Origin of the sequence: Paraburkholderia phymatum, from assembly GCF_040965635.1 — a bacterium.
GTDB classification, from domain to species: Bacteria; Pseudomonadota; Gammaproteobacteria; order Burkholderiales; family Burkholderiaceae; genus Paraburkholderia; species Paraburkholderia phymatum_B.
Genome location: NZ_JBFRCH010000004.1, coordinates 365572 through 382575 on the forward strand (window position 1 = coordinate 365572; position 17004 = coordinate 382575).

Annotated in this window: 21 protein-coding genes and 1 pseudogene; 7 read left to right on the forward strand and 15 right to left on the reverse strand. The window is 65.0% G+C overall.

Annotated features, from left to right (window positions below; translation table 11 throughout):
• Nucleotides 1-61: 61 nt before the first annotated feature.
• From AB4Y32_RS11210 to AB4Y32_RS11255, 10 genes and pseudogenes are all read right to left on the reverse strand, one after another.
• Entirely contained in the window at nt 62-613 is a 552-nt protein-coding gene (locus AB4Y32_RS11210; protein ID WP_368721402.1) for a GNAT family N-acetyltransferase, read from the reverse strand.
• Between the two features lie 220 nt (nt 614-833).
• Nucleotides 834-1310: a VOC family protein gene (locus tag AB4Y32_RS11215; RefSeq protein WP_368721403.1), complete on the reverse strand. Its 477-nt coding sequence runs from the start codon at nt 1308-1310 to the stop codon at nt 834-836.
• A 215-nt stretch (nt 1311-1525) separates the two neighbouring features.
• Nucleotides 1526-2011 carry a VOC family protein gene (locus AB4Y32_RS11220; RefSeq protein WP_368721404.1) on the reverse strand — a complete coding sequence of 162 codons (486 nt, stop codon included), beginning with the start codon at nt 2009-2011 and terminating at the stop codon, nt 1526-1528.
• A gap of 240 nt (nt 2012-2251) precedes the next feature.
• Entirely contained in the window at nt 2252-2488 is a 237-nt protein-coding gene (locus AB4Y32_RS11225) for a hypothetical protein (protein ID WP_368721405.1), read from the reverse strand.
• A 66-nt stretch (nt 2489-2554) separates the two neighbouring features.
• Nucleotides 2555-3739 (reverse strand): DUF1501 domain-containing protein, encoded by a 1185-nt coding sequence (locus AB4Y32_RS11230; protein ID WP_368721406.1) that lies wholly within the window; start codon nt 3737-3739, stop codon nt 2555-2557.
• Nucleotides 3740-3741: 2 nt separating this feature from the next.
• A complete protein-coding gene (locus AB4Y32_RS11235) occupies nt 3742-5385 on the reverse strand; it encodes a DUF1800 family protein (protein WP_368721407.1) in 1644 nt (547 codons plus the stop codon).
• Between the two features lie 162 nt (nt 5386-5547).
• Nucleotides 5548-6105 carry a periplasmic heavy metal sensor gene (locus AB4Y32_RS11240; RefSeq protein WP_368721408.1) on the reverse strand — a complete coding sequence of 186 codons (558 nt, stop codon included), beginning with the start codon at nt 6103-6105 and terminating at the stop codon, nt 5548-5550.
• Entirely contained in the window at nt 6102-6566 is a 465-nt protein-coding gene (locus tag AB4Y32_RS11245; protein WP_368721409.1) for a hypothetical protein, read from the reverse strand. Before AB4Y32_RS11245 ends, AB4Y32_RS11240 begins: the two co-directional genes overlap by 4 nt.
• A pseudogene (locus tag AB4Y32_RS11250) lies at nt 6563-7162 on the reverse strand (RNA polymerase sigma factor); the annotation flags it as partial. The pseudogene AB4Y32_RS11250 and the gene AB4Y32_RS11245, both read right to left, overlap by 4 nt.
• Nucleotides 7163-7452: 290 nt before the next feature.
• Nucleotides 7453-7752: a hypothetical protein gene (locus tag AB4Y32_RS11255; protein ID WP_368721410.1), complete on the reverse strand. Its 300-nt coding sequence runs from the start codon at nt 7750-7752 to the stop codon at nt 7453-7455.
• Between the two features lie 161 nt (nt 7753-7913).
• On the opposite strand from AB4Y32_RS11255, the gene AB4Y32_RS11260 reads away from it, so the two are divergent.
• The 3 genes from AB4Y32_RS11260 to AB4Y32_RS11270 are packed head-to-tail and all read left to right on the forward strand — an operon-like array spanning nt 7914 to nt 9642.
• On the forward strand, nt 7914-8390 hold the full coding sequence (locus tag AB4Y32_RS11260; RefSeq protein WP_368721411.1) for a low affinity iron permease family protein: 477 nt from the start codon (nt 7914-7916) through the stop codon (nt 8388-8390).
• Nucleotides 8391-8393: 3 nt separating this feature from the next.
• Nucleotides 8394-9347 carry an AraC family ligand binding domain-containing protein gene (locus AB4Y32_RS11265; protein ID WP_368721412.1) on the forward strand — a complete coding sequence of 318 codons (954 nt, stop codon included), beginning with the start codon at nt 8394-8396 and terminating at the stop codon, nt 9345-9347.
• Nucleotide 9348: 1 nt separating this feature from the next.
• Nucleotides 9349-9642, forward strand: a complete 294-nt coding sequence (locus tag AB4Y32_RS11270; RefSeq protein ID WP_368721413.1) for a DUF1330 domain-containing protein — start codon at nt 9349-9351, stop codon at nt 9640-9642.
• A gap of 79 nt (nt 9643-9721) precedes the next feature.
• Here AB4Y32_RS11270 and AB4Y32_RS11275 read toward each other — a convergent pair whose 3' ends face one another.
• Nucleotides 9722-10462, reverse strand: coding sequence for a DUF429 domain-containing protein (locus tag AB4Y32_RS11275; RefSeq protein WP_368721414.1), 741 nt, complete (start codon nt 10460-10462; stop codon nt 9722-9724).
• 196 nt (nt 10463-10658) lie between these two features.
• Between AB4Y32_RS11275 and AB4Y32_RS11280 the strand changes: the two genes are divergently transcribed.
• Both AB4Y32_RS11280 and AB4Y32_RS11285 read left to right on the forward strand, forming a co-directional pair.
• A complete protein-coding gene (locus tag AB4Y32_RS11280) occupies nt 10659-11615 on the forward strand; it encodes a zinc-binding alcohol dehydrogenase family protein (protein ID WP_368721415.1) in 957 nt (318 codons plus the stop codon).
• Nucleotides 11616-11643: 28 nt separating this feature from the next.
• Entirely contained in the window at nt 11644-11820 is a 177-nt protein-coding gene (locus AB4Y32_RS11285) for a DUF1427 family protein (RefSeq protein ID WP_368721416.1), read from the forward strand.
• A gap of 134 nt (nt 11821-11954) precedes the next feature.
• Here the strand turns inward: AB4Y32_RS11285 and AB4Y32_RS11290 are convergent, their stop codons facing one another.
• From AB4Y32_RS11290 to AB4Y32_RS11305, 4 genes are all read right to left on the reverse strand, one after another.
• Nucleotides 11955-13247: an RNA polymerase sigma factor gene (locus tag AB4Y32_RS11290; protein WP_368721417.1), complete on the reverse strand. Its 1293-nt coding sequence runs from the start codon at nt 13245-13247 to the stop codon at nt 11955-11957.
• 8 nt (nt 13248-13255) lie between these two features.
• On the reverse strand, nt 13256-13675 hold the full coding sequence (locus AB4Y32_RS11295) for a VOC family protein (protein ID WP_368721418.1): 420 nt from the start codon (nt 13673-13675) through the stop codon (nt 13256-13258).
• 71 nt (nt 13676-13746) lie between these two features.
• Nucleotides 13747-14160, reverse strand: a complete 414-nt coding sequence (locus tag AB4Y32_RS11300; protein ID WP_368721419.1) for a YciI family protein — start codon at nt 14158-14160, stop codon at nt 13747-13749.
• A gap of 152 nt (nt 14161-14312) precedes the next feature.
• Nucleotides 14313-14669: a YciI family protein gene (locus AB4Y32_RS11305; protein ID WP_087736631.1), complete on the reverse strand. Its 357-nt coding sequence runs from the start codon at nt 14667-14669 to the stop codon at nt 14313-14315.
• Nucleotides 14670-14900: 231 nt separating this feature from the next.
• Here AB4Y32_RS11305 and AB4Y32_RS11310 point away from each other — a divergent pair, with 231 nt between their 5' ends.
• Nucleotides 14901-15092, forward strand: a complete 192-nt coding sequence (locus tag AB4Y32_RS11310; RefSeq protein ID WP_368721518.1) for a glycine zipper 2TM domain-containing protein — start codon at nt 14901-14903, stop codon at nt 15090-15092.
• Nucleotides 15093-15791: 699 nt separating this feature from the next.
• Nucleotides 15792-16904 carry a porin gene (locus tag AB4Y32_RS11315; RefSeq protein ID WP_368721420.1) on the forward strand — a complete coding sequence of 371 codons (1113 nt, stop codon included), beginning with the start codon at nt 15792-15794 and terminating at the stop codon, nt 16902-16904.
• The last annotated feature ends 100 nt before the right edge of the window (nt 16905-17004 follow it).

Consider the following 17004-nt stretch of genomic DNA (forward strand, 5'->3'; position numbering starts at 1 on the left):
CGTAGTGAATGTCGCATCAATGGCGGCTCTGCACCATTCGGCCAGAAGGCATAGGAGAGTTTTAAGAACCGATGGGATGAATGCGGCCTGACGCCCGACGAAAAACTCCCGTCGGGTGACCCCTGTACGTTGTCTGTCGCTCTTCGACGTAGCCGCATTTTTGCGCGACCCGCCGCGACGCCACGTTGTCCGGCGCGATGATGCAAACGGTGTCGCAAGCCGGCCACTTCGCATCGGCCCAAGTCAACGCGCCGAGCACCGCTTCCGTCGCATAGCCTTGCCCGTGCGCGGACGGCATCAGCACCCAGCCGATTTCTGGCGCGCCATCGAGCGGCGGATCGATCTCGCGCCGATAGTCCGCAAAGCCGACCTCGCCGACGAATCGTCCGCTGTGCTTCTCGCGGATTACCCAATAGCCGTATCCCAGCGCGACCCAATGTCCGACGTAACGCAGAAGCCGAGACCACACTTCTTCGCGGCTAAACGGCTTGCCACCGATAAAGCGCGTGACGATCTCGTCAGACCATAACGCAAGACTTTCGTCGAAATCCTCGACGACGTGAGGACGCAAGACCAGTCGATCAGTTTCAACCTCAAAGGAGGATGGGGACATGTGCGCTTTCTCCGGCAAACAGGAAAGCGCAGATCATCGCAGAAACGCGCGCTGAAGTGCGTCGGTCGCGGTGGCCCGAGGCCGGCCAGAGTTGATGCGCATAAACTCGGACGCCCGTACTGGCATCGGCAGACGTCAGGCGGCGTCATCGCCAAAACCAACGCGCCGGCGAGAGACGCGGGCAACTGTTCACACAAGCGCCCGCCTCGCCAGCAAAAATTCACGGCTGCGCGTATGCCGCTTCGAGAGCGTTCACGTCGAGCTTCACCATTTGCATCATCGCTTGCATTACGCGCCTGGCCTTCGCCGGGTCCTTGTCCTTCAGCATCTTGCCCAGCGCGGCCGGCACGATCTGCCACGAGATGCCGTAGCGGTCCGTGAGCCACCCGCATTGCTGCGGCGCGCCGCCGCCTTCGAGCAGCTTGTCCCACAGCACGTCGACTTCCGCTTGCGATTCGCACTTCACGAACATCGAAATCGCCGGAGAAAACGTGAATTGCGGGCCGCCGTTCAACGCGATGAACTCGCGGCCGTCGAGACGAAACGTCATCGATAGCACGCTGCCGGGCGTGCCCGGTCCCGCTTCGCCATAGTGCATCACTTCGTCGATGCTCGAATTCTTGAAGATGCCTGTATAGAACTTCGCGGCTTCCTCCGCCTTGCCGTCGAACCACAGGCACGTCGCTATCTTGTCCATCGGATCTCCTGGATTGTTGTACCGCGCGAGGTCGGGACAAAGCGATGCAAGAGCGCAGCCTCGGAACGCGCCGAGGCCGCCTACGTGGTCCGCATCACCATGTCACCAACATCGCGCGACCGATGCCGCTGCGCAACGTTGGCGCGCCGCGCGGCGCGTTTCGAACGCGGCTTTCATAGCCGCGCCGCGTCCGCCGCTCGGCGACGCAACCGATGCTACTGACGGCCCTGCGCCATTTGCGCCATCGCCTGCTTCATTTCTTCAGGCGTGACGTCGCGCTTGTGCGTCGCGACCGACCACCGATGGCCGAACGGATCTTCGACCTGGCCGTAACGGTCGCCCCAGAACATATCGGCGGCGGGCATCGTTACTTTTGCGCCTGCCGCTTCCGCTTGCGCGATCGTGGCGTCGGCATCGTCGACGTACAGATGCAGCACGACAGGCGAGCCCTTCAGCGCCTTCGGCCCTAGCGACGCTCCGCCGCCGCAATCGGGCATTTCGTCGACGAGCATCAGCGTCGAATCGCCGATCTTCAGCGATGCGTGCATCAGCTTGCCGCCGGGACCGGGCATACGAACCTGTTCGATTGCGTTGAACGCTTTCTTGTAGAACTCGATGGCTTCCGCCGCGCCCGCGACGATGATATGCGGCGTCAACGAATGCATGCCCTCGGGGATGGGCTTGACGGCTGAGTTGGACATGATCGTGTCTCTCCTTTGTCGACCAGAGCAAGCATGTCGACGGGAATTGACGCCCTGGCGGCGGCTCCCGTCCCATGCCTTGCCCTGGTCGCATGCAAGATGGTTGCTGGATGAAGGGGTTGATGAGCGACGAAGCTCGCCGGACGGCGAGTCTTCACCACTATGACGAACGAACCACCTTCAGATCGACACGCGCAATGAATTTTTTTGCGGCGCATCGAGCGGCATGAAAGCCCGGTATCAAGCCGGCCGCCAATGGCCCGGCACCCACTGCCAGTGATTCCCTTCCCACCGATAGTGGCCCTTCACCCACCGATAACCCGGCGCGTGCGGCGCGGGCATCACTTCCGCAACGGGCGCGGGCTGCGGCGGCCGCGCGGGCTCGACGGCGTAGCAGGCCGAAAGCGTCGATGCGCACAGCACGGCCAACAGCCGCGCGCGCCACTTCGCGGACTTCAGATTCGATGCGTACTTCAAGATTTTCTCCCTATTAGTTTTTGAGGTTTAGGAAATAGGAAAGCTGATCGCCACCAGCAACGAAAGCTACGCGCGAATCAGCCCCGTCATCGGCTGCGTGCTGCGCTCTTGCGCGAACAGCGTGCGCGCGGTCTTGTGCGGATCGAGTCCGAGGCTTTCGCTCGCGACACCCGTAATCAGCGCATCCAGCGACGCCGTCGGCTTAAGATCGCGCGCCTCGTAAAGATCACTCTGACGCAACCCCGGCCAGTCTGCGACGACGCGCCCGCCCGCCACCGCGCCGCCGATCACCATTGCCACCGATGCCGTTCCGTGATCCGTCCCGCCCGTGCCGTTCGCTGCCGCCATGCGGCCGAATTCGGTGGCGACGAGCACCGTCGTCTTGCTCCACGCCGGTCCGAGCCCGTCGCGCAATGCGGCAAGCATCGTGTCGAGCGCCTTCAGTTGCGCCGCGAGTCGCGGCATCTGCGCGCTGTGCGTGTCCCAGCCGCCCGTTTCGATCATCGCGATGCGCGGGCCGTCCTCACGCGACAAAAAACCGGCCGCGAGCTTGCCGAGGCTCGCCGGGTCCTGACGCGCGCCGGCGTCGCCCGCGAGGCCGCGCGCCGCCATCGCCGATTCCCACAACGGGCGCAACTGCGCGTCCTGCTCGTAAAGCTGCGAAACGCGCGCGAGCAGATCGTCGGGCGCTTGCGGCAGCGCGGAAGGCGCATACGATGCGACGCTCGCCGGACCGCGCAACGCCATCGGCACGGTCGGCGCGAAGGCGATCGCGTTTTCGTGCGTCGCCGCGCGGTTCGACGCGCGGTTCGCGGAATTCGCGCCCGGCATCATGCCGACGAGGCGATTGAGCCAGCCGTCCTTCACCCGATACGGCGACGCGCCGCCCGTCTCCAGCACGTTCTGCCCATCGAAATGCGAGCGGTCCCGATACGGCGACGCAACGGCATGCACGAACAGCGCCTCGCGCCCGTCGTACATCTGCCCGATCTGCACCAGCGACGGATGCAGCGCGAACATGCCGTCGAGCTTCGCAGACGACGACGTATCGACGGCCAGCGCGCCGCGCAACGCCGCATACGCGGGATCGGCATAAGGCACGACCGTGTTCAGGCCATCGGCCGCGCCGCGCTGGATCACAAAGACGAAGCGGCGATCCGTCGCGACGCGCGCGAAGACCATCTGCGGCGCGACGAGCATCGCGCCCGCGCCGGCTGCGGCCACACAGATGAAGCTGCGGCGGGTGAGCATGGCTATCTCCGTAGAAAATCGGGCGACACGAGCAGTAGCGCGAGCGCCGTCGATGCGCTTTCCGCGCGCGACACGGCCAGTTCCGTCGGCTCGCTCAACGAGCCCGCCATCAGCGTCTGCCCCAGCGAGCGCGGGTCGATCCGGTCGCCGACACGCGACGCAATACGCTGTGCGATCTCGACGCGCCGCACGAGGGCATCGGGCGCGGCCCAGCTCGCGGCGATGTCGTCGTAACCGGCAGGCGAGCCGGGCCGCCACACCTGCTGGCCGAGCTGCGTGAGAACAGGCGCCATCTGCACGGTGCCGTTCCCGCTGCTCGCGTTGTTCAAGTCGCGCATGCCGAGCCCGCGCAGCGCCGAAATCGCCCATTCCCACGGCGACTTGAACTTGACGGCAACGGGCGACCACGCGGCGTCGCTGTCGATCAACGCGCGATAGACGGTCGGCAGATCGCCGCGGCTGTGCATGAAGGCCGTCGCGAGCCGGTCGACGACATCGGGCGGCGGGTTGTCCGCGACGAAGTGGCGCGCGAGCTTTGTCGCGATGTGCGTGGCCGTGGCGGGCGACGTCGAAAGATCGTGCAGCACGGCGAGCGTCTGCCCTTCGCCCGGCTGATCGTAGCGGCGGCCCATGATGGTCCGCGTGCCGGGCTCGTGCAGTTGCGCACGGAACACGAACGCGCCCGGCGGCGCGTTGTTCGGCTGCGGACCCTGAGCGCCCGCGATGCTCCAGCCCGTCATCGCGCGCGCGAACTCGGTGACGTCGCCCTGCGTGTAGCCGCTGCGCACGCCGAGCGTGTGCAGTTCCATGATCTCGCGCGCGAGGTTTTCGTTGAGGCCGGGCTTGCGGTTCGGATTGCGCTGCGCGGCGCGCATGGCGGCGGCACTGTCGGGACCGACCGAGCGCGTCTGATCGAGAAAAAGCTGCATCGCGGGATGACGCTCGGCGGCCACCAGCATGTCTTCGAATCGTCCGAGCACATGCGGGCGGATCGCTTCCGCTTCGAACGCGCCCGCGAACGACGCGACCTGGCCTTTATCGATGGAGACGGCAAAGTGATTGGCCCAGAAGTGCACGAGCCGCTCGACGAAGGGCGCGGGCGTCGTCAGCGCGCTTGCGAAGCGGGCGTTCACGGCCGAACGGTAGGTGTCGCGTGCTTCCATGCGCACCGCCTTGTTCGCGGCCTGGCGGGCGGCTTTCCTGGCATCGTCGGCGGTGGCGGTGTTGGCGGTGTTGGCGGTGTTGGCGGTGTTGGCGGTGTTGGCGGTGTTGGCGGTGTTGGCGGTGTTGGCGGTGTTGGCGGTGTTGGCGGTGTTGGCGGTGTTGGCGGTGTTGGCGGTGTTGGCGGGCGCGCCGCCGGCGTTCGCGCCGCTCGCGGATGCGCTGGCCGCGTTCGTCGAACTGGCCGCCGCGTTCGCCAACGCATGCTGGCGTTGCTGCGCCAGCTCGGCCGCGATCGCCAGCGACGTCGGTTGATCCGCCCATGCTGCGGGCATTGGCTGATACGTGTCGAACTGTGCGACGAGCCACGACTTGGGATCGGCGGGCGGCGCTTCGTCGGCGCGCGCGCCAAGGCCGAACCGGTTCATCGCGATCGCGGCCGCGCTCAACGGCGGCGCCGTCATTGCAGCGGGTGGATTGGCCATGCTCTCGCTCCTGTGTCGGCTGTGATGCGCTTTCTCGATGTGCGTTAAACGGTGCGTGCCGCGCTTTTCCGTCGCTGCTGTTGTCGATGTTTTCGTCGATCTTTCGTCGCTGTTTTTGTCGATGCCTTTGTCGCTTTTTTTCGCCGGACCATGCAGCGCAATTCACTCGCTCGCAGGCTCTTCTCCCTGCTCCTGCTGAAGGCGCTGCTGAAGCTGTTGTTCTGCCTGCTTTGCCTGTTGTTGTGCCTGTTGTTGTGCCTGCGCGATCCGCCACTGGCCGCGCTCCCTCAACCCTTCGGCGAACTTCGCGCGCTCATCGGGCGACAGCGTCGCGGCGAAATCTGCGACGCTCTGCTCGACACGCGTGCGCAACGCGATATCGGCTTCGCGTGTCCTGTTCAACGCCGAGTCGAGCGCCGCGCGATCCAGTTGCGGCGCGGACAGCAGACGCAGCACCTCGCGCCGCTCTTCGCGGCCTTCGCGCGCATAAGTTCGCGCCTCGCGTCGCGCGGCCTTCAGCGCATCGACGAACTGGTTCTGCCTTTCCTCCGACAGCCCTTGCGCCGCGAAGCGCAGCGCGCGCGGCTGCGGCTGAGCGGCGACCGTCGTGCGCCCATGCGTGATGAGCCATTGATACGCACCGCCCGCGACGCCGCCGATCATGAACACGTTGAGCACTAGCGAGCCGATCAACAGATATTTCCAGCCGCGTCCGCTCATTCGCCGCTCCAATCGGCGGCGGTGCCGCCAAAACCCGTTGTCAGATACGAAGATTCCGATGCCGGCGACGGCGTGCCCGTCACGAGGAAGAACGACACGGCGAACGCACCCGCGAACCCACCGATCAGGCCGACGCCCGCGAACGCCGCGCCGGACCACCACAGCCCTCCGCGCCGCGAGCGCCAGCCGGGCAGCGTCAGCCAGCGTGGACGCTTTCTCGCGGATGCCGGTGCAGGCGCAGGCGCCGACGCGACAATGCGCTCGACGAACGCAGCATCCGGCGCTTCGACGCTATTGCTCGCGAGCCACGCATCGATTCGCGCGGCTTCGGCGCGCAGCGCGTCGGCTTCGCTGCGATGCTGGTCGGCCCACGCGCTCGCGTCCGCCCGCTCCGACGCGGGCCAGTGGCGCGCGTCCGCGCCGTACGCATCGACGATGGCGCGAAATCTCTCTGGTGTCATCGCAAGTCCCTCGTTCCGGCGAGATCATCGCCGGCAAGTCGAGCGCGCAGATTGCGGCGCGCGCGGGCGAGCAGGCTTTCGAGCGCGTCGACGGTGATGCCCATCAACGCAGCCGCCTCGATGTTCGACAGTTCCTGGTAGTAGTTGAGCACGAGCGCCTCGCGCTGACGCGCCGGCAACGCGGCGAGCGCGGCGCGCACGCGTGCGTCGCGCGACTGCGCGTCGAGTTGCGAATCGGGCGCGGCAACGGGGTCGGCTTCGTCGGGCAAGGTGTCGACGGGCTCTTCGCGATGCCCGCGCAGCCGGTCATAGCAGAGGTTCAGCGCGACCCGATACAGCCACGTGTCGAAACGCGCTTCGCCCTCGCGCCAGTTCGGCGCCTGCTTCCAGATCCGCACGAACGCTTCCTGCGCGACGTCCTCGGCTTCCATACGGTCTCCCAGCATCCGCATCGCGAGCGCCAGCAGACGCGGCAACTTGCGCGCGACGAGCGCGCGGACGGCGGCCGGTTCCTGTCTGCCGACGCCCGCAACCAGTTCCGCGTCCGGATCGTGCCCGCTCAACGCGCGCCACTCCGCTCGCGCCGCGCGCGTGGCGCGGAATCTCTCGCGACAAGACGTTCTGTCACTTGCCGTCGCTCCGTGTCATGGGTGATTTCGCATGGGCCGTATGGACGCGGCGAACCCTATCATGTACGCCTTTCGCGGCACATACGCGGGGCACCCGCATCCGCTCAACGGTCCGGTCAATACACGACGACGGCAGGGCGCCGCGTATAAGGCCGCGCCGGCACGACCACACAACCGGCCAGGGTCACGGCAAGCAACACCAGCAACAGCCGCTTTTTCATGCTCCTCTCCCTGCTCGACGCACCATCGCCGGCCAATCAGAGCGCCCAGTGGCCCGGCGCCCAGCGCCAGTTCGGACCGCGCGCGACCCAGTGTCCCGGCACCCAGCGATAGCCCACCCGCACGCCCTGCCAGCGTCCCGGCACCCACACGTAGCGGCCTTGGGCCCAGTGCCAATGGCCCGGGTCCCACGCGTAGCCTGCGTGCGGCGGCGGCACGATCTCGGCGCGCGGCGGTGGCGGCGCCATCGGCGCGACGATCACCTGCGCGAATGCCGCCGAAGCGCTCAGCGCGAGCACGCCCGCCGTCAGCAGGCGCATGAGTCGCTGTGTGTTCATTGCGTTCTCGCTTGAATCGGTTGCCGGTCTGCAAATCGTCCGGTTCAGCACTTGAACGCGCGGGCGCGGAGAATCCGTCGCTGGTTCTATGAAGTTTTTTCGGCGCGGGCGCCGGGGAATGCGTATCGTCAGGATTGACCTTCACGCAACAGGAGCCGCGAGTGACGAACAACGACTGGTTCTCGAAGTTCTCGACGAGTCTTTCCTCGATGGCGGGCAAACCCGCGACGTTCGTCATCGCGGTCGCGCTCGTCATCGTGTGGGCCGTCAGCGGGCCGATGTTCCATTTCAGCGATACCTGGCAACTGGTGATCAACACGTCGACGACGATCGTCACCTTCCTGATGGTGTTCCTGATCCAGAACACGCAAAACCGCGACACGGCCGCGATGCAGATCAAGCTCGACGAGCTGATCCGCGCGCTCGACGGCGCGCACAATGCGCTGCTCGATCTCGAGGAGCTGAACGAGAAGGAGCTCACGCGTTTTCGCCGGCGCTACGAGCAACTTGCCGAAGACGCGCGCAACGCGCTGCGCTCGGGCGGCGTCGATACGGACTCGCCGTTCATCGACGAAAGCGACGACGATGACGAAGGCAGCCGCCGCGACAAGACCAGGCGCCGCACGGAAGGGCCGTGACCGATGCCGCAAGCCCGTCCGCCCGCTTTGCACGATGACGCCGAAGGCCACTCGCTCGCGCGGCGCCATCCGCGCGGTCTTCGCATCGACTCGCATTCGCATACGTGGGCGCAGGTGCTGTATGCCGTCTCCGGCGTCATGTGGGTCGAGGCCGGGCGCGAGGCGCTCGTCGTTCCGCCGCAGCGCGCCGTCTGGCTGCCTGCCGGCACCGAGCACTCGATCCACATGATGAGCGACGTCGAGATGCGCAACCTGTATCTGCAAGAGCGCAGCATCGGCCATCTGAGCGCGCGCAGCGATGTGTTCGAAATCAACGGCCTGTTGCGCGAGCTGATTGCGTCGATCGCCGAACACGAACAGGCGCGCACGCGCCACGACGATTATCTCGGCACCGCGTACCGGCTCGCGATGCTCGAACTCGCGCATGCGCCGCGTTCGTCGCTGCGCATTCCGCTGCCCGGCGCATCGGACCGCAGACTCGATGCGCTGTGCCGCGCGGTGATCGGCAATCCGTCGAATGCGATCAGCTTCGAGCAGCACGCGGCGTCCGTGGGCGCGAGCGTGCGGACGCTCGCTCGGCTCTTCACGCGCGAGCTGGGCGTCGGATTCGCGGAATGGCGCAGGCGGGTGCAACCGGCCGTCGCGGTGTCGGGGCTCGCGGAAGGGCGCGCCGTCGGCAGCATCGCGCGCGCTCGGCTCTCTTCCGAGCAGCTTCAGCGATATGTTCCGCCGCGAACTCGGCGCGCCGCCGACCGACTTCGATCGCTCACGCGACGCGTGCCGGGTCGGCCGGAACGAAGTCCTGACGCTTCCGTCCTTCATCGCGCTGTCGGGTACACGCGGCAGGTTCGGCAAGCGCGCTCGGCGCTGTTGGGCGAGAATTCGGGAGCGACGGCGGCGCGGACAGGTGGATGCCCGTCGCCGCTACGGCCAAACCTTAAACATGAGGAAACGTGAAATGAGCAAGGGATACTGGGTCACTGTCTACCGGAAGACCAACGACGCAGCGGCGCTGGCCGCCTATGCACAACTGGCGGCGCCCGCCGTCGCGGCCGCGGGCGGCAAGTTCATCGTGCGCGGCGCCGCCGAGGAAGTGCGCGAACAGGGCTTGAAGGAACGGACGGTCGTCATCGAGTTTCCGACGTACGAGCAGGCCGTCGCAGCCTACGACAGCGAAGCGTACAAGAAGGCGCTGGCAGCGCTCGGCAATGCCGTCGAGCGCGACTTGCGCATCGTGCGCGGCGCGGAGTAACGGCGTTCGCCGCGACGCACGCGCAGCATCATGAGCGTCGCGGCGATCGCGCGGGCATTCCCGCCCGCGAAATGCAAAATCAGTAGCGAATGACCATCGGCAGGCCGGCGCTGTCGCGGGGTTCTTCGCCGGGCAGCATGATCGCGCTGCCCGTCGCGATGCGCCCGGCACTCCAGAGCACGGCAAACGCATCGAGCACATCGTCTTTCTGCACGTGCCGCGAAACGCGCGCATCGAGCGCGGCTTGCAGCGCCGCGCCGAACACCGGGTCGAGCAACGCCTTTCTTAGCGCATGCCCGTCCGCCGTCGTCTTTCCTTCGATCAATCCAGTCTCCTCGCCGCCTTGCCCCGCTTGAAGCTGCATGAAGGCCAGCTCAGGATGCACTTCGAACGCGCGCGATGCATCGCGCGCGTTCGCCCGCAACGCTTTATCGACGTCGGCGATCTTAGGAAGTATGTTGAAGGCCTGTTGCGAGATGCCTTTTCCCGTGGCTTCGCGATTCAGGTCGCACGCTTGCCGGTACGATTCCGCGTCGAGCGCCTGACGCACGGGCGTCGGGAACACCGACGCGCTGCGCGGCCATTTGAGCCGCTTCCTCGCTTCTGCGTCGCAAGCGCGATAGCCGGATAACGACAGCCCGATCGGCATATCGACGGCCACGATCGCGGGAGCCGGCGCCCATGCAAGGACATCGGCAAACGATGCGCAGATGCAAGCCGAAATGGCACCCGTCCGCGCGTCCTGCATGACGGCATACCAGCCGCCCTTGCAGCCGTCCACGCCGACCAGATCTACCGTTGGCCCGGTATCGTCACGCATGGCGATCGTTTCCGGTGAAGCGTCGTGAGTGAATGAGCGAAGCTCGACGATAGCGCCTCTCGCGCCGTCTGTCCGATATTCGAAAGCACTTGTCTGAACGCCGTCGCGCCCGTCACCTAGACTGCCGCCATACCCTGCATCGCCCGTGCGACGCAGCAAGCGAATCCACCGAATCCGACAGCATCCAGGAGCGGCAATGAAAGCGATCCAGTTCAAGTCTTTTGGCGGCCCCGAGGTCCTCGACCATGTCGATGTCCCCACACCAGCCGTCGACGACGAAAGCGCCATCGTGCAAGTAAAAGCAGCCTCGGTGAATCCGAGCGACGTGAAAAATCTCTCCGGCCACTTCGCGCACACCACGCTGCCGCGCATTCCGGGGCGCGACTTCAGCGGCGTCGTGGTCGAAGGCCCGGCCGACTGGATCGGCGCCGACGTGTGGGGCACGGGAGGCGACATCGGCTTCACGCGCGACGGCACGCACGCGCAGTTCATCAGGATTCCCGCCGGCGCGCTGTCGCGCAAGCCGCGATCGCTGACGCACGAACAGGCGTCGGCGATCGGCGTGAACTTTGTGGTCGCGTGGCTCGGCGCCGTCGATTACGCGCAACTGGTCGCGGGCGAAACAGTCGCCGTCATCGGCGCGAGCGGCGGCGTTGGCGGCGCGGTCGTGCAGATCGCGAAGTCGCGCGGCTGCCGGGTGATCGCCGTCGACCGGCGCAAGCCCGATGCGGACTCGCCCGCCGGCCGTCTGATCGACCACTACGTGCCGCTCGACGACAACGCCGTGCAGCGCGTCAAGGAACTCGGCGGCGCGGACGTCGTGTACGACGCGGTCGGCGGCGTCGCGTTCGAGACGGCGCTCAAGCTGGCCAAGTGGCGCGGCCGCGTCGTCGAGATCAGCGCGACGGGCAAGCGGCGCGTCGACTTCGACCTGATCGACTTCTACCACAACGAAACGCAGCTCCTTGGCGCGGATAGCGCGAAGCTGGGCGTCGCCGACTCCGCGCGGATGATGACGGAACTGGCTTCCGTGTTCGACGGCGGCGGATTGCAGGCGCCTTCGATCGCGCAGGCCTTCGCGCTCGAACAGGCGCGCGACGCCTACGCCGCCGTCGCCGGCGGCACGCGCGGGCGCGTGGTCATCACGATGTGACGCAACGTCATCATGTCCGGAGATTCGTATGAAGGCCTATATCGCGTCGCTGGCGGCGGGCGTTGCCGCCGGCCTGTTGTACAACGTCATCGACGTGAAATCGCCCGCACCGCCCATCGTCGCGCTGATCGGCTTGCTCGGCATGGTCGCGGGCGAGCACGCGATTCCGTTCGCACGTATGGTGCTCGCGCACGTCACGAGCTAACGCGCAGACTAACCAAAGCGCCGACGCCGACTCGAAGCGCGCTTACTGCACGCGATACCGTTCGTGCACAAGGTGCTCGCGCACGTGACGAGCTGGCACGCCGGCTAACCGCGTCCCAACGCCAGTAAGCGCGCTTACTGCATGCGTCCATGCGCGCCGCTCATTTCACGCGCGCGTTCGAGCAGCAGTTCGCGTTCGCGTGCATTGCGCGTCATCGAAGCGGCGCGCTCGAACTCGGCGCGCGCTTCGTCGTTGCGGCCGAGCTTCGCGAGCAGATCGCCCCGCACGCTCGGCAGCCAGTGATAATTTTTCAGCGACGCTTCGCCCGCCAGTCCATCGACGATTTCCAGCGCCGCCATCGGCCCATACGCCATGCCCACGGCAACCGCGCGATTCAGCTCGACGACGGGCGACGGAGCGACCTCGGCAAGCGCGTCGTAGAGCGCGACGATCTGCGTCCAGTCGGTGTCGGCGGCCGTGCGGGCCCGCGCGTGACACGCGGCGAGCGCCGCCTGCAACGTGTACGGGCCGCTCATCCCGTCGAGCGCCTCCGAGCGATCCAGCGCGGCGAGCCCGCGACGGATCAAGAGCGGGTCCCAGCGGCTGCGGTCCTGTTCGAGCAGCAGCACGGGGCGCCCTTGCGCATCGACGCGCGCATGCATGCGCGATGCCTGGATCTCCATCAACGCAACGAGGCCGTGCACTTCGCTTTCGTCCGGCATCAAGCCGGCCAGCACGCGCCCGAGACGCAGCGCTTCTTCGCATAGCGAAGGACGCATCCAGTCGTCGCCCGCCGTCGCTGAGTAGCCTTCGTTGAAGATCAGATAGATCACTTCGAGCACCGACGCGAGCCGCACCGCGCGATCGTTCGCCTGTGGCACTTCGAACGGCACTTTCGCCGCCGCGAGCGTCTTTTTCGCGCGCACGATGCGTTGTGCGGTGGTCGGCTCGGGCACGAGAAACGCGCGCGCGATTTCGTCGGTCGTGAGGCCGCCGAGCAGGCGCAGCGTCAGCGCGACGCGCGCGTCCTTCGACAGCACCGGGTGACATGCGGTGAACACGAGCCGCAGCAGATCGTCGCCGATGTCGTCGGCGCGCGCGGCGTCGAGCGCATCGACGAAATCCGGCACGATGTGCGCTTCCATCGCGTCCATGTCCGCGCCGAGCTCCTCGTGCTTGCGCGCGTGCAGGGCGTCCTGGCGCCAGCGGTCGAGCGCACGGTTCTTCGCGGTCGCCATCAGCCATGCTCCGGGGTTGTCGGGCACGCCCGCATTGGGCCACGTTTCGAGCGCGGCCACCAGCGCGTCCTGCGCCAGTTCCTCGGCGACGCCGACGTCGCGTACGATTCGCGCGACATGAGCGATGACCTTCGCGGATTCGATCCGCCAGACTGCCTCGATCGCACGGTGAGTCGCAGCCGTCGTCACGGCCGGCCTCAGGAAGCGTCGGCCGTCGGCATGACGGCGTTCGGGTCCATGTACACCAGTTCCCAGATGTGCCCGTCGATGTCCTCGAAGCCGTGTCCGTACATGAAGCCATGGTCCTGCGGCGCGCGCGGCACCGCGCCGCCCGCGGCCCGCGCCTTCGCCACCAGTTCGTCGACCTGGGCGCGGCTGTCGCACGAAATGCAGACGAGCGCCTCCGTGCTCTCCTTCGGATTGCACAGCGTCTTGTTCGTGAAGGTCTGGAAGAAGTCCTTCGCGAGCAGCATCGCGTAGATGTTTTCGCCGATCACCATGCAGACCGCCTGCTCATTGGTGAATTTCGGTTCGAACGTGAAGCCGAGCTGCGAGAAGAAGGCCTTCGACTTCTCGACGCTGCTCACGGCCAGGTTCAAGTAGATTTGCTTGTGCATGATTGTTCGTCCGTATCGTCTGAAATGCGCGGTCGTAGATAGGGTGTGGCTCGCTTAGGCTGCGCGCGAGCTCAATGATTCGCGCCTTCGATGTTGTGAAAGCGGTCCATCGCCTGGCTCGGCTCGAAGTCGTCGAGGTCGTACATCTGACGCACTTCGATTTCGCCGTCCGCATGCTCGCCGAACGGCGCAGGGAAGCGTCGCGCCCATTCCATCGCTTCTTCGCGCGAGCGCACCTGGATCACGGTGTAGCCCGCGACCAGTTCCTTGGTTTCGGCGAACGGGCCGTCGATCACGCTGCGCTTGCCGCCCGAATAGCGCACGCGCCAACCCTTCGAACTAGGCTGCAAGCCGGACGCATCGAGCAGCACGCCCGCCTTCTGCAGTTCTTCGTGATACGTCGCCATCGACGCAATCAGTTCTTCTCCCGGCATCTTGCCGGCTTCGCTGTCCGCAGTGGCCTTCACCATGATCATGAATCGCATCGCCATTTCTCCTGGATAGTGACGGAAGCCCTTGGCGGCTTCTTACTTCCACGACGAGCAGCGTGCGGTCCGATCGACATGCGTCTGAGCCAGGGAAAACCCTCGCTGCGGGCTGATAGTGCTTGTCCGGCGCGCGTTTGGCTAGCGTTCGGCTAGTAGTCGTAGCACGGCGCGACCTTGCGGATCTCGATCGTGCACCACTCGGCGGCCGGGCATTCGTTCGCGAGCGCGAGCGCTTCATCGTAGGTATCGACGTTCAGCAGAAAGAATCCGCCGACCATTTCCTTCGCTTCGGCAAACGGGCCGTCGATCAGGCGCGTTTGCCCGTCGCGCTTTTCGAGGCGCACGCCCTTGTTGACGCTGGACAGCGATTCGGCGGCGATCAACTGACCGCGCGACTGCAGGTCCGCGCGGTATTTCAACATGCGGTCGTAGACGGCGCGGCCCGCGACTTCTCCGCGCTCTTCACGTTGTTCCGTTGGTTCGACGATGAGCAGCATGTAGGACATGAGGACTCCGATTTCCGGTTGTCGGGACCGCTGCGTTCGAGGGTGCCGTACTTCGTGGGACGGTTGGGCGCGGCGGACGATGGCGCCAGTACTGGTTCTGCTGGCGAAGGCAGTCTAGCAAAGTGACGGCGCGCCTGGGAACGTCTGACGCACTCGAATGGACATTCCGCCGACGGAATTGGCACGGCGCTTGCGGCTCGGAAGGTACGTTGAATCATGCAGGGGTACGACATGTTGAAGCGCTATACGGTCCTGATCCGCATCGCGGCCGTAGCGGCGGCGTGCTTGCCGCTCGCGGCAGGGTGCACCCTCGGTGGCGCGGCGGCGGGCGGATATGTGGGCCACGAGACGACGCACAGTACGGCGGGTACCGTAGGCGGTGCTGTCGCAGGCGGGATCATCGGCCATGAACTCGGCAAGTGATATCGATTGGGAAATGTTTAAATGCGTAAAAAGGCCGTCATTCTTCACGAATGCCGCCTTTTAATTTTTGTTGAATATTGTCATTGCCGATTTCAATGGCCTATTTGCAAAGGTTTGTTCTTCTGTTCATCGATCCTTTCTGTCGGCTGTTGCTTCAATTTCGACGCTCACTCCGCTATTTCTGTTTTATGTCCAGATTAAATCTTTAATCGGCGATCCACTAACTCGGCAAAAGTTCACTCGTTATTTTTGCTTGATGTCATGCGTCGATCGGATTCACCGATAACGCTTCAGACCAGCATCTGCGCGCCTGTTCGGCTAGCCGTCCAATAGAAAATCGGTAAATTGCAAAACATTGTTTGCGCTACTCAGTTCCATTTATCTTGAAATAAAAACGCCATTCTATTTTCGTTGTCAGCCTACAACAACATGAATTAATCTCAATATAAACGATGTTTCAATCGCCGATAAAAAGATAAATCAAATCAATCGGCTGCATCCGTAGATGTCTTTTATTTCCATTTCAGAAATACACCATTTCCAATTACGGCATAAGTCGATGGTTAGGGGCCCTTTCTATACTTGCGCTTCCCCAAACAGGGCAAGTGCAGTGGTCTTGCTTCGCACGGGACGTGGCGCGCATAGCTTGTCCGTTTGTATTCAAGCCTCGTATTGCCCCTTGAACTGAAGGAAGCACACATGAAGAAAATTCTGATCGCGACGGCAGTTGCCGCATCGTTCGCCTCGGTCGCACAGGCACAAAGCAGCGTCACGCTGTATGGCACGCTGGACGCGGGCATCACGTACACAAGCAACGTCGACGGCCACGCACAATGGGCACTCGGCAGCGGCTCCGTCGATGAAAACCGCTTCGGCCTGCGCGGCGTCGAAGACCTGGGTGGCGGCCTGAAGACGATCTTCACGTTGGAGCAGGGCTTCAACCTGAACAACGGCTCGCAAGCCATTGGCGGCAGGATGTTCTCGCGCCAGGCATTCGTCGGTCTGTCGAGCCAGGCTGGCACCGTTACGCTGGGCCGTCAGTACGACGCGATGCAAGACTTCGTGGCACCGTTGACGGCAACGGGTAGCTGGGGCGGCACGAACTTCGCGCACTACGGCAACCTGGACCAACTGAGCGAGAACAGCGCCGTCGCATTCAACAACTCGATCAAGTTCACGAGCGCCAACTACGCTGGCTTCTCGTTCGGCGGCACGTACGGCTTTTCGAACAGCTCGAAATTCGCCAATAACCGCTCGTACAGCTTCGGCGCTGGCTATGAAAATGCGGGCTTGCGCATCGGTGCCGGCTACGCGCAGGAGAACAGCCCGTTCGGCAACACGACGGGCGTCATGACGGCCCTGCAGGCCGACGGTACGCCCTTCCTCGTGTCCGCTCATCGTGAACGTCAGTTCGGCGTGGGCGCAAGCTACGCGTTCGGTCCGGCGATCGTCGGGCTCGCCTGGACGCAGGCTCGCCTGGACAATGTCCCGGGCACGACGGGTTCGTCCCACACCAACAACTATGAAGCCAATGCGAGGTACAACCTGACGCCGGCTCTGGGTCTGGGCATTGCCTATACGTACACGAACGGCGCAATCGAAGATGACCACTTCCACGCGAACCAGGTCGGCCTGCAAGGCGACTACGCTCTGTCGAAGCGTACCGACATCTACGCACAGGGCGTGTACCAGCTGACGAGCGCGCCGCATGGCGCCTTCGTTGCGGCCATGATCGACAACGGCGACGCCGGCGGCATCTCCTCCTCGCGCCGCCAGGCTGTCGCGTCGGTCGGCATGCGTCACCGCTTCTAATCACACACGAAGCGTGGCGGGTTGATGCGCACGATCGACCTGCCGTAAGCGCTCGGGCCGCGAGGCGACCACAACGCCCCCATGTTCTCCGGAACATGGG